9 protein-coding genes are annotated in these 12482 nt (G+C 71.8%); 4 read left to right on the top strand and 5 right to left on the bottom strand.

All coding sequences use genetic code 11. From position 1 onward, the window contains the following. Window positions 1–81 precede the first annotated feature (81 nt). Window positions 82–1335, bottom strand: coding sequence for an amidohydrolase (locus tag OG521_37055; GenBank protein WUW26075.1), 1254 nt, complete (start codon window positions 1333–1335; stop codon window positions 82–84). A 101-nt stretch (window positions 1336–1436) separates the two neighbouring features. Then, window positions 1437–2303, bottom strand: coding sequence for an isocitrate lyase/phosphoenolpyruvate mutase family protein (locus OG521_37050; GenBank protein WUW26074.1), 867 nt, complete (start codon window positions 2301–2303; stop codon window positions 1437–1439). A 65-nt stretch (window positions 2304–2368) separates the two neighbouring features. On the opposite strand from OG521_37050, the gene OG521_37045 reads away from it, so the two are divergent. Both OG521_37045 and OG521_37040 read left to right on the top strand, forming a co-directional pair. Continuing rightward, window positions 2369–3073, top strand: coding sequence for a winged helix-turn-helix domain-containing protein (locus tag OG521_37045; GenBank protein ID WUW26073.1), 705 nt, complete (start codon window positions 2369–2371; stop codon window positions 3071–3073). Between the two features lie 273 nt (window positions 3074–3346). Then, entirely contained in the window at window positions 3347–3781 is a 435-nt protein-coding gene (locus tag OG521_37040; protein WUW26072.1) for a nuclear transport factor 2 family protein, read from the top strand. A 30-nt stretch (window positions 3782–3811) separates the two neighbouring features. On the opposite strand, the gene OG521_37035 is transcribed toward OG521_37040, so the two are convergent. Beyond that, entirely contained in the window at window positions 3812–5836 is a 2025-nt protein-coding gene (locus OG521_37035) for a prolyl oligopeptidase family serine peptidase (protein ID WUW26071.1), read from the bottom strand. Between the two features lie 100 nt (window positions 5837–5936). Beyond that, entirely contained in the window at window positions 5937–9338 is a 3402-nt protein-coding gene (locus tag OG521_37030) for a discoidin domain-containing protein (GenBank protein WUW26070.1), read from the bottom strand. A gap of 373 nt (window positions 9339–9711) precedes the next feature. Here OG521_37030 and ligD point away from each other — a divergent pair, with 373 nt between their 5' ends. Next, window positions 9712–10680: a non-homologous end-joining DNA ligase gene (ligD, locus tag OG521_37025; GenBank protein ID WUW26069.1), complete on the top strand. Its 969-nt coding sequence runs from the start codon at window positions 9712–9714 to the stop codon at window positions 10678–10680. 37 nt (window positions 10681–10717) lie between these two features. Here ligD and OG521_37020 read toward each other — a convergent pair whose 3' ends face one another. Beyond that, window positions 10718–11536, bottom strand: a complete 819-nt coding sequence (locus tag OG521_37020) for an isocitrate lyase/phosphoenolpyruvate mutase family protein (protein ID WUW26923.1) — start codon at window positions 11534–11536, stop codon at window positions 10718–10720. Window positions 11537–11673: 137 nt separating this feature from the next. On the opposite strand from OG521_37020, the gene OG521_37015 reads away from it, so the two are divergent. Then, a complete protein-coding gene (locus tag OG521_37015; GenBank protein WUW26068.1) occupies window positions 11674–12477 on the top strand; it encodes a methyltransferase domain-containing protein in 804 nt (267 codons plus the stop codon). Window positions 12478–12482: the final 5 nt, after the last annotated feature.

Here is a 12482-nt window from a genome sequence, read left to right as displayed (position 1 = left end):
CCCACATGGCGCGCCGCGGCCGGTCCTGCTGTCCGGGCAGGTGTCAGCCGCCCGGGCGGCCACGGAACGGGCGCACCGCGGTCACCCCTTGCCGAGCCAGGTCAGAGCCGCCACGACCAGCGCCTCCACACCGGTGCTCAGCGTCGGCTCGATGACGGGTGCGAAGAACGGGGAGTGGTTGCCCGGCAGTTCGTCCATCCGCCCTTCGGTGAACGCGGCGACCGTCGACTCCGTCTCCAGCCCGCCCCAGAACCAGAACACGGTCGGCACACCGAGCGACTCACCGAACACCCCCACGTCCTCGCTCGCGTTCACCTGCGGCATCGGAAGAATCCGCTGCGCACCGAAGTACTCGGAGAACGCCGCAACCGTCCTCTCCGTGGCCGCCGGCTCGCTGACGAGGGCGGGTGCGGAGGCGAACCACCTGAAGTCCGGATCCCGTTCGGCGCCGCTCGTCCGCGACTCCCCCACCACGACGCGTTCGACCGCTGCGCGGACCAGATCGCGTACGGCCGGTGTGAACGAACGTACGTTGACGCCCAGTTCGGCCTTGTCGGGGATGATGTTGTCCTTCGTGCCGGCCTGCAGACGGCCCACCGTCACCACGGCGGTCTCGGCCGGAGGCACCTCGCGCGCGACGATGCCCTGCAGCCGCGTGACCACGTTCGCCGCCATCAGCACCGGATCGATCGTCGCCTCCGGCCGGGACCCGTGTCCGCCGCGGCCGTGGAGCGTGATGTCCAGCGAGTCGGCGGCGGCCATGACCGGTCCGGTGCCGTACCCGATGAAGCCGGCGGGCAGCGGCCCGACGTGCTGGCCCAGGATGATGTCCGGCCGGGGAAAGCGTTCGAAGAGTCCGTCGTCGACCATCCCCCGAGCACCGACCGCCAGTTCCTCGGCCGGCTGGAACACCACCAGCAGTGTGCCGCTCCACGCGTCCCGGGTCTGCGCGAGCAGCGCGGCCGCACCGGCCAGGCAGACGGCGTGCATGTCGTGCCCGCACGCGTGCATCACCGGCACTTCGTGGCCGTCGCCCGCCACGGCACGCGCCGTGCTGGCGTAGGGCAGTCCGGTCCTCTCCTCGACCGGCAGCGCGTCGAAGTCCGCGCGCACCATCACCACCGGGCCGTCCCCGTTGCGCAGGACGCCCACCACACCGGTGAGACCGACCCCTTCGGCCACCTCGTCGAAACCCGCGGTCCGCAGGCGCTCGGCCAGCAGCGCCGCGGTCCGGATCTCCTGCAACGACAGCTCCGGATGGCGGTGCAGATCCCGATAGAGCTCGGCGAGGTCCTCACGCATCCGCGGCAGGCCCGCAGTCACCGTTCCGGCCATGTCCCACACCCTCCTGTGCACCGATCCGAGCACCGTACCTCCCGGTCGGTCCGGCGGCGCGGCGGGCCCGACGCTCCGCCGCGCGTCGCAGCGGTCCGGCGCTACCGGCCCTGCGGGCGGGTGCCGGAATCCTCCGCGGTCCCCGCCAGGGCCTGCACCTCGGCGTAGGACAGGACACCCCGGTCCGCGTGCCGCCCGTCACGGATGGCGACTGCCGTGTCCACGGCAGCAGTGAGCGCCGCGCGGTAGAGGAGCGAGCCGAGACTGACCCTGCGTACGCCCAGCTCCGCCAGCTCGTGGAGCGTGGGCCCGGCCGGTGTGTACAGGATGTTCAACGGTACGGCGAGGTCCGAGATCAGGCCGGCGATCCCGTCCGGATCGGTCAGCCCCGGCACGAACACCCCGTCGGCACCGGCCTGTTCGTAGCAGCCGAGGCGCGTCGCGGTCTGCTCCTCCTGCCGGGCCGACCAGTAGGTGTCGGTGCGCGCGTTGACGAACAGCGCGGGAGCGGCTTCCTTGCACGCGGCGATCTTCGCCGCGTGCAACTCCATGGGTGCCAGCGTGCCGTCGGGGCGGCCGTCCTCCAGGTTGATCCCGGCGGCGCCGGCCTCGTACAGCGTCCGGGCCAGTTCGGCCACCTCCGCCACGTCATCGCTGAAGCCGCCCTCGGCGTCGACGGTGAAGAGGAACCGCTCCTCCCCCAGGCGGCGGGCCAGGTCCACGGTCGCCCCCGCCGCGGCGGCCGCCCCGTCCGGCAGACCGGCGGCAGCGGCCACGCCCAGGCTGGTGGTACCGACGGCCGCGAAGCCCTGCCCGGCCAGGGCCGCGGCGGACGCGTGGTCCCAGGCATTGGGCAGCAGCAACGGGGCGGCCAGGTGATGGAGGCGGGCGAACGGCGTCGGCGGGCCGTCCTCCGCGACCGGCGGGCGCGGATCGGAGCGGTCGGGCTCATGCGTCGGGTGCGTCATGATCCCGACGGTAGTGCCGGTACGGTTCGGCGCACCCCGAACCGTTGCGGCGGCATCATGGCCGCATGTCCTCACTCGCCGAGACCGCCGCCCTGCTCGCCGACCGCACCCGGGCCGTCTTCTGCCAGACGCTGCTCGACGGCCGCGCCTGGACCGCCGGCGAGCTCGCCCGGGTCGCCGGGGTCAGCCCGTCCAGTGCGAGTGAGCAGCTCTCCCGCCTCATCGAGGGCGGGCTGCTGGCCGAGGAACGGCAGGGCAGGCACCGCTATGTGCGGCTGGCCGGGCCGGAGGCGGCCGCCCTGATCGAGGCCGTCGCCTCCTTCTCGCCGCACACCCCCAGCCCCCGTAACCTGCGCCAGTCGGTTCGGCTCAGCGCCGAGGCGAGGGCCCGTACGTGCTACGACCATCTCGCCGGGCACCTGGGCGTGACCCTGGCCGACGCGATGGTCTCCCGCGGTCTGGTCTCCGACGAGTCCGGACTGGCCGTCACCCCGGCGGGCCGGGAGTGGCTGGCCGGCACGCTGGACTACCGGCACCCCTCGGGCTCCCGCCGGCCCTTGGTGCGCAGTTGCCTGGACTGGACGGAACGCCGGTCGCATCTGGCCGGAGCGCTCGGGGCGGCCCTGTGTGCGACGGCGCTGGAGCGGGGGTGGGTGCGGCGGGTCGGTTCGGGGCGGGCGGTGAAGGTGACGCCGGCGGGTGCCGGGGCGTTCCGGGAGCTGCTGGGGGCGGAGACCGGCGGCCCCGTCCAGGGCGTGTTTCGAAAGTAGCGCCGTCCGCCCGAAGGGCGGGCTCGGCGGCGTCTGGTGCGTGCGATCGCAAGGCGGAGGGTCGCCCCGATACTGGGTGTATCGGGGTGATCCCGACAACGCGGCGAGGGCGCGTGCCAGGCGTCGCCGAGCAGGCGGGACTTTCGAAACACGCCCTGGCGCTGCCCGCTCATTACCCCGGGGGTAATCGACCGTTCCGCCCTTCCCCGGCAGGGTTGAGCACATCGACGGACATCCCCGCCGATGCCCCGGCCCAGCAACGAGGAGCACGCCATGTCCGCCACCTCCCCCGGCTCCACCACCGTCACCGACGCCACCCGCGCCGTCGTGCAGGAGTTCCTGGCCGCCCGGCTGGACGGGGACACGGACCGGATCGCCGCGCTCTTCGCCGACGAGGTCGACTGGCTCCTGGCGGAGAACCCCGTCGTCCCGTGGATCCGCCCGCGGCGCACCGCGGCCGAATGCGCCGCTCAGGCGGCTGAGCTGGCGCGGCACACCGTGCCCGAGGACGCGCGTGCGTCCGTCGGCACCTTCCTCGTCGACGGCGCCGACGCCGTGCTGACGGGTCATCTGTCGGGAACCGTTCGGGCCACGGGCAAGGCCTTCGCCGGCCCGTTCGCACTCCACCTCACCGTCGAGGACGGCCGCATCACCCGGCACCACCTCTACGAGAACAGCCTGTCGATCGCCGAGGCCTGCACCCCGTGAGGGAACGGCGGAGTTCCGCCCGTCGCCCGCTCAGGGCGTGTCGCGCGTGAGGTGCTGCCACAGGAAGGTGTGTACCAGGGCGTTGTTGTGGGCCGCCTGTTCGTTGTCGCCGGCGCCCGCGTGGCCGCCGCCGGTGTTCTCGTGGAGCAGGACCCGGTGGCCGAGTTCGCGCAGCCGTGCGGCCGTCTTACGGGCGTGGCCGGGATGGACGCGGTCGTCACGGGTGGAGGTCGTCAGCAGCAGCGGCGGGTAGGCGCGGTCCGCGTCGAGCCGGTGGTACGGGGACAGATCGCTGAGGTGCTCGCGGTCGGTGCGGTCGTCCGGGTTCCCGTACTCGGCGATCCAGGACGCCCCGGCGAGGAGTTCGTGGAAGCGGAGCATGTCCAGCAGCGGCACCTGCGCGACGATCGCGCCGAACAGTCCGGGGTGGCGGGTGACCATCGCCCCCATGAGGAGACCGCCGTTGCTGCCTCCCGTGGCGCCGAGCATGGCCTCGGTGGTGACGCCCCGTGCCACGAGGTCGGCGGCGACGGCCGCGAAGTCCTCGAAGGCCCGCGCCCGGTCCGCCCCGAGCGCGGCCCGGTGCCAGGCCGGTCCGTACTCGCCGCCCCCGCGGATGTTCGCGATCACATAGGTGCCTCCTCGTTCCAGCCACGCCCGGCCCGTCACCGCACCGTACGAGGGCGTCAGCGAGACCTCGAAGCCGCCGTAGCCGTAGAGCAGCGCGGGGCCGGGGCCCGTGGCGGTGCGGTCGGGGCCGATCACGAAGTACGGCACACGTGTGCCGTCCCCGGAGACGGCGAAGTGCTGCTCCACCGACAGACCGGCGGTGTCGAAGCGGGCCGGCGCCTGCTTGACGATCTCCGTGCCGCCGCCGACGGTGCCGCGGTGGAGGGTGGACGGCTGCAGGAATCCCGAGACGTCGAGGAAGTACTCGTCGGAGACGTCCGGATCCGTGTCCACGACGCTGACGGCCGACAGCTCCGGAACGTCTGCGAGCGGTGCGCGGGTCCACCCGTCGCCGGGGACGGGGGTGAGCACCTCGATGCGGGTGCTGACGTCGTGCATCGTCTCCAGGATCAGGTGGTGACGGGTCCAGGTGTGTCCGGCCAGGGCCGTTCGCGCGTCCGGGGTGAACAGGGCCTGCGGGGTGCGGTCGCCCGCCAGGAAGGCGTCGAAGCCGAAGGCCAGCAGTGAGCCCGCGCGGTGGCCGAGCCAGTCGGACTTCAGGGTGACGATCAGGTGCTCACGGTGGGCGTAGGCGTCGGCGTCGTCGGGAACGTCGATCCGGACGAGCGAGGAGCCCGCGGTCAGGAGGTACAGCTCGCTGTGGTGGAAGTCCGTCGACCTGACGACGAAGTCCCGTTCGAAACCGGGTGCGGTGTCGTGCCAGGCACCGGCCGCCACGTCCGCCGTCTCGCCCTCGAAGACCGTCTCGGCCTCGTCCAGCGGCGTACCCCGGCGCCATCTGCGGACGGTCCGCGGGTAGCCGGAATCGGTCAGCGAGCCCGGGCCCGTGTCGGTGCCGATGAAGACGGTGTCGGCGTCGATCCAGCCGATCCGTGTCTTCGCCTCCGCCACCCGGAAGCCGTCCTCGACGAACGTACGCGTGGCGAGGTCGAACTCGCGGACCTCCACGGCGTCACCGCCGTCGCGCGAGAGGCTGACCAGCGCCCGGCCGCAGTCGGGGCGGCGCAGCCGCGCTCCGGCCCACATCCACTTCACGCCCTCCGCCGCGGCGAGTGCGTCGATGTCGAGCAGGACCTCCCACGCGGGCGCGTCGGTGCGGTACTCCTCGGTCGTCGTGCGCCGCCACACACCGCGTACGTGCTCGGCGTCGCGCCAGAAGTTGTAGAGGAAGGCCCCGTGGCGCGAGACGTACGGGATCCGGTCCGGGGCGTCCAGCACCTCCCGTATGTACTCCTTGAGGGAGGTGAACGCGCCGTCGGCCGCCAGCGCGGCCTCCGTCTCGGCGTTCCGCTCGGCCACCCAGGCGAGGGCGGCCTCTCCCTCGATGTCTTCCAGCCACTGGTACGGGTCGTTGTCGATCACCATCGAATTGTGCAGGCTCCCGGGGCGCGCCGGGACCACATCCGGCCGGTGCCGCCCGGCGTTCCGCGGGTGAGGCGGATCGCCGGACGGCTCCGGTGCGGGACTACTTCCGGGCCGACGCCCCTCCCGCGCCGCCGTTGATGACGAACTGTGATCCGGGTTCGACGAGCACGTCGCCCTGGGCCGAGCCGGTGATGGTCACACCGGTCAGCGTCGCGCTGCCGCGCGCGCCGCCCATCGCGAGGATGCCGGACCCGTTGAGGGAGTTCTCGATGCGGACGTTCGAGATCTCCGCGCCGGGCACCGTCCCGCCGCCCGACTTGAACTGGATCCCGTCGTACGTCGAGTCGTAGATGTCGGTGTCGCGGATCGTGACACCCGGGATGTCCTGGCTCGCCGCGAACAGGGTGATGGCGCCGAACTCCTGGGCCTCGCCCCAGAACGCCCCGCCCGTGCGGTGGAGTGCGTTGTTGGCGATCAGCGTCTTCCCGGAGAAGGGCAGCGGATCGTGGTCCGTGGCCAGCATGATGCCGGGGTAGTTCATCGTGTCGGAGATGATGTTGTTCTCGATCGTGTTGCCGTAACCGCCGTATACCGCGATGCCGTTGGCCCTCCAGGGGAGCTGGATCGTGTTGTTGCGGAAGTGGTTGTCGTGGCCGATGTCCACCGACTGGTTCTTCACGTACTTGCTCGACCAGACGGCCAGCGAGTCGTCACCGGTGTAGCGGAAGGAGGAGTTGAACACCGTCGAATTGCGGGTGCCGTTCGCGAAGTTGATGCCGTCCGCGTACGTGTCGCGAATCCGCATCCCGTTGAACTCGACGCCGTCGCCCGGGCCCCAGAGCTCCGGGATGTTGTCGTAGTCGCGGCCGACCCACACACCCACGTTGGCGTGCTCGAGCCACACGTTGGTGATCTTGGTGTCCTTGCCGAAGCGGCCGTTGAGACCGACGCCGCCCTCGGCGTTGCCGTCACCGCCCCGGATGGTGCCGGAGCCGAAGATCGCGATGTCCGAGATCTGGGTGTTGTCGTCGATATCGAAGCCGAAGTTGCCCTCGTGCGGGTGGTTGATGCCGCCCGCGTCCTGCGGCGCGGTGAGGGTGTAGAGCTGCGAGTGCCACATGCCGGCGCCGCGGATCGTGACGTCACTGATGCCGACCTGGTTGTACTGGCCCCGGTTCAGCGGGTCGTCGGTCAGGATCTTCTGCTCCTGCCGCCACTGTCCCGCCGGAATCCACACACAGCCGATGTCACCGTTCTGGTCGGCCGTCACCGCCCGCTGGATGGCGTCGGTGTCGTCGATCCCGTCGTTCGGCACCGCACCGTAGGCGGTGATCGAGGTGCAGCCGGCCGGCTGGGCGGACGCCGGTGCCACCTGCTCCAGGTCGACGAGGTCGATGACGTAGAAGGAGGCGGAGTCGCCCGCGTCGCGCTGGAGACGGAACTTCGTCCCGGCGGGGTAGGTCTGGCCGAGAAGGGCGTTGGACTCGTCGAACATCCTGCGGGCGTCGCCCGACGGCCGGTTGGTCAGCCCCTCCGGGCTGTCCGTGTCGCCGTACAGCCAGCTGTGCTTGGAGGAGAGCGTCAGCTTCCGGACGAAGGTGTTGTTGACGTACAGGCTGATGGTGGCCTCGGCGCCGCCGCCGGCGGGGGCGTCGGGTATCGAGTTGCGGACCACGATCGAGTTCGACGGCACGGTCGAGGTGACCTCCACGAACTGGCCGGTGGAGTCGAGCCGCACGGACTGGCGGCCGGAGGACTCGGTGGCGAAGTTGGTGTGCCCGAAGGTGCGCTTCTGGTCGGTCTTGAGCAGCGTGCCCTGGTAGGCACCGGCCTCCGCCTCGTACTCGGTGTACGGGACCGCGGCCCCGCGCCCGACCACGATGGAGCGCGAGAAGACGTTGTTGTTCTCGTTGGTCTCCTCGACGACCCCGGTCGCGTCCGCGGTGGCCGTCAGGTTGGCGCCGCCGCTCTTGGCGGTCCAGCTCCCGCTGAGGGGGACGGTGACCGTGCCGCCGGCGGGGATCGTGCCGGTCGTACCGTTCAGCGTGGTGCTCTCCACGAGGAGGCGGGTGACCGTCGGGGAAGTGACCGCCGTGGTACCGCGATTGTGTACGGAAGCGGTGAACGTGACCGCAGCGCCGACGGCGGGGTTCGAGGGGCTGGAGGTGATGCCGAGCACTTCGAGGTCGGGGCCGGGGCTCTGCGCGATCTGGAGCTTGGTGGCGGCGGTGCGGCTGTTGTTGCTGTTGTCCTGCTCGACGATGGTGTCCGTCGGGTCGACGACCGCCGAGACGCTGTAGGCGCCCATCGGCCGCTTGCCGACGCCGACCTGCACGGTGGCCGTGGCTCCGGCGGCCAGGGCGCCCACGGGTGCGCTGCCCGCGACCACGCCCTCGACGCTGACGTCGACCGTCGTCGCCGCGGCTGCGGCGGTGCCCGTGTTGCGTACGGTGGCCGCGACGGTGACGTCGTCCTTCTCGGACGGCGACGCGGGCGACCAGGTCAGGTCGGAGACGGTCAGGTCGGGGTTGGGGGCTGCGGTGCCGACGACCTGGACCTCCGCGACCTGGGCGCCGGGAGCGCCGGTGTTGGAGAAGAACTTGAGCTGCGCGTCCGCGAACCGCCCGCTGACGGGGATCGTGACCGTGTTCTGGCTGCCGGAGGGGTTGAAGACGTAGTCGGCCCGGGCCTTCAGCGAGGTGAAGCCGGTGGCCGACTGGGCGCGGCCGAGCACCTCGATGCTCTGGGTGCGGGTCGCCCAGGCCTGGTCCGGGGAGAGCTTGACGACGACGGCCTCGATGTCGGCGTCGGCGCCGAGCTTCACCGTCAGGGTCGAGGGGTATCCGTTCGACTCCCAGTACGTGGTGAGCTTGTCGTCATTGGCGTTGGGCGCCACATAGCCCTGCACGAACGAGGATGCCTCGATGGGCTTGTTCAACGCCAGGTTGGACCCGACGGCGGGTGACGGGCCGCCGGGGTCGGTCCCGGCGGCCTCGCCGTGGACCTCCACCTGGGAGAGCTGGGCGGCGCTCCAGCCGGTGTTGGCGGTCACCTGCACCCGGATGTACCGCGTCTCCTTCGCGGTGAACCCGATGGTGACGGTGTTGCCGGCCGAGGGGCTGAACGCGCGTGCGGCCGAGGCGGACAGGGCGCTGAAGGTGCTTCCGTCGGTGCTGCCCTGGATGGCGAGGGTCTGGGTCCGCGCCTCCCAGGTGGCCGGCAGCTTCAGGACCACCTGGTCGACGTCGAACCGGCCGCCGAGGTCGATCCTGACCCACTGCGGGAATGCGCCGGCGCCCTCCCAGTACGTCTGCTGGCTGCCGTCGGTGACGTTGGACGCCGGGTAGGCACCGTGCGACCCGCCGGCCGTCACCTGCTTACCGAGGGCCAGGTCGGGGCCCTGCTCGGCGGCCGAGGCGGCGACCGGCAGCAGCCCGACCGTCATCAATGCCGCCGTCACCGCTCCGACGGCGAACCGCCGTCCGAGTTGCTTCCATCTCATGCTGTCCTCTGTTCCGTGGGGCCGCGGGACCGGGAGCGCACGTGGAGGCGCCGCCGGCCTCACGACGCGTGCGGCGTCATGCGGTCGGCGAGGGCCGGATGCGGGCTGCCAGGTACACCGATGGGGGCGATCGGGGACGCCGGCAGGAGGGGAAAGCAGACCGCCCACCGGAAACACACGCTCATTGCCTGGATTTTTGAGTGATCTGGTTCATTTTTTGCGGCGTTGCGGTGACAGGTTTCTATCAGGTCACCAGTTTGTCAACGGTCCTCACACGGGCACCGCCCGCGGCCCGGCGGCGAACGGCCCCGCCGGCGGGCGTTCGCCCGCCCCCCGGTCTGCGGAGATCCGCCCGCCGTTCGATCATCGAGGCATGGTCCCGAATCCTTCCGGCGCCCCGGAGCGGCCACCGTCGATCGCACCGATGCTGGCCGTGCCGGGGCCACTGCCCGTACCCGATACGGGCTGGGCGTTCGAGGCCAAATGGGACGGTGTCCGCTGCGTGCTGAGCACGACGGGCGACGGCACGGTGCGGCTGACCTCACGGGCGGGCAACGACGTCACCGCGACCTATCCCGAGCTGCGGGGGCTGGGGCGCGCGCTGCGCGGGCGCGGAGTGGTCCTGGACGGGGAGATCGTCGTCCTCGACGCGTCCGGGCGGTCCGACTTCGGCCTGCTCCAGAGCCGGATGGGCGTGGCCGACGCACGCCGCGCCGCCCTCCTGGCACGGAGCTGCCCGGTCCACTTCATGATCTTCGACGTGATGTTCCTCGACGGCCGCACCCTGCTCGCCGCTCCGTACGCCGAGCGCCGCGAGATCCTGTCGGCCCTGGGACCGGCCGGTGCGCACTGGTCGGCGCCCTCCTACGTGCACGGCAACGGGACACAGGTATGGCAGGCCGTGGTGCGCGAGGGGCTGGAGGGCGTGGTCGCGAAGCGGCTGTCCTCCCGGTACACCCCGGGAGCCCGGTCGGCCCACTGGCGCAAGACCAAGCGGGTGGAGACCCTGGACGTGGTCATCGGCGGCTGGACGCAGAGACGAGGGGCACCCGCGGGTGTGCCGGGGGCGGTGCTCGTCGGCGTGGCCGAACCCGCCGGCCTGCGGTACGCCGGCTCGGTGGGCTCGGGCATGTCGGAACGCGAACAGAGCGAACTCACCGCGTACTTCGCGGTCATCGCACGGCCGACTTCACCGTTCGCCGGCCAGGTGGACGTGGCCGGCGCGCACTGGGTGGAACCTCGGCTGGTCGCGGAGGTCACCGCGTCGGAGTGGACCAGGGCGGGCCGGCTGCGCCATCCGGTCTGGCAGCGTCTGCGGCCGGACCTGACCCGGCTGGACTGACCGCCGCCGACCGTCACACGGACGGCTCCGTGGCCGGTCAGCAGGGTGACGACAGCAGTGTGTCGAGCTCCTGGAAGTCGATCGCGTCGGCAAGGGTGCTGTAGCCGCCGGAGCCGAGCAGCTCGTCGGCGGCCCGGCGGGCGGCCGCGTACGCGGACTGCGCCACAATCGAGCCGAGACTCACACGGGCCACACCGAGCGAGCCCAGGACGGCCACGTCCGGTGCGCCGGGTCCGGCCATGATGTTCAACGGCACCGGGATTGCAGCGGCCAACGCCGCGACGGTCGCGGGGTCCGTGACACCGGGGACGAAGATTCCGTCCGCGCCGGCGTCGACGTACCGGTGCGCACGGTCCAGGGTGTCCTTCAGACGGGTGTCCGGATCACCGAGCCCGCGCAGGAAGGTGTCGGTCCGCGCGTTGAGGAAGAGGTCCGCGCCCGCCCGTTCAGCGGTCCTCCTGGCGGCGGCCAGGCGCTTCGCGAACTCGGCCGGGGGCCGGGTGCCGTCCTCGATGTTGACGCCGACGGCGCCCGCCTCGATCACCCCGGCCACGGTGTCGGCCACACCCGCGTCGTCCGTCCCGTACCCGCCCTCGATGTCGGCGGTGACCGGCACGGTGACGGCCGCGGCGATCCGGGCGACCAGGTCGAGCGCGCGGTCACGGGCGAGCGCGTCACCGTCCGGGGAGCCGAGGGACCAGGCGACTCCGGCACTGGTGGTGGCGATCGCCGGAGCACCCGCCGCCTCGATGACGCGCGCACTCGCGACGTCCCAGGCGTTGGCCAGCCTGAGGGGCGCGGAGGGCGTATGGAGGGAGCGGAGGATGCGGGCCTTGTCGGCGTACGCGGTGGTCATGCCGGAATGCGTGGTGGTCATGCCGGAATTCAAGCATCGGCCGATGCCCGCGATCTGGCGAGAATCCGACATCCACCTCACCGGCGCACGGCCTGGGGCGGCCGCTGGCCCGCCGACTCCTCTGCGAGGATTGCGCCATGGCTGAACACGACACGGAACACGGTTATCTGCTGGACAACCAGCAGTCCGAGGCGGGTATCCGCTTCGGCGCCCTCAGCGAGCTGTTCGATCCGGTGACGTTCCGGCATGTCGACCAGCTCGGCATCACGGCCGGAATGCGGTGCTGGGAGGTCGGGGCCGGCTCCGCGTCCGTACCCCGGGGGCTGGCCGAGCGGGTCGGCCCGACGGGCAAGGTCGTGGCCACCGACATCGACGTCTCCTGGACGCAGGACGTCGCCGACGGCGTCATCGAGGTGCTGCGCCACGACGTGGCGGCCGACCCGCCGCCGCCCGGCGGTTTCGACCTCGTCCACGCCCGGCTGGTCCTGGTGCACGTCACGGACCGGGCCGAGGCGCTGCGCCGGATGATCCAGTCGCTGCGGCCGGGCGGCCGGCTGCTGCTGGAGGATGCCGATCCGGGCCTGCAGCCGTTGTTGTGCCCGGACGAGTCCGGCCCCGAACAGCGGCTCGCCAACCGGCTGCGCTCCGGTTTCCGTGCGCTGATGGCGGCACGCGGCGCGGACCTGACGTACGGACGGACCCTGCCCAGGCTGCTGCGCCAAGCCGGTCTGGAGGACGTCAGGGCCGACGCGTACTTCCCGATCACCTCGCCCGCGTGTGCCGTGCTCGAAGCCGCGACCGTACGGCAGATCCGCGGCCTGCTGGTGACGGAGGGGCTCGCCACCGACGAGGAGATCGACCGCCATCTGGCAAACGTCGCGACCGGGAGCCTCGACCTGGCGACCTCGCCCATGATCTCGGCGTGGGGACGCAAGCCGTGACCGCC

The sequence above is a fragment of the Streptomyces sp. NBC_01463 genome, assembly GCA_036227345.1.
GTDB lineage: Bacteria > Actinomycetota > Actinomycetes > Streptomycetales > Streptomycetaceae > Streptomyces.
The sequence above is the reverse complement of the archived record's forward strand: the minus strand, read 5'-3'. Positions and strand labels throughout refer to the sequence as shown.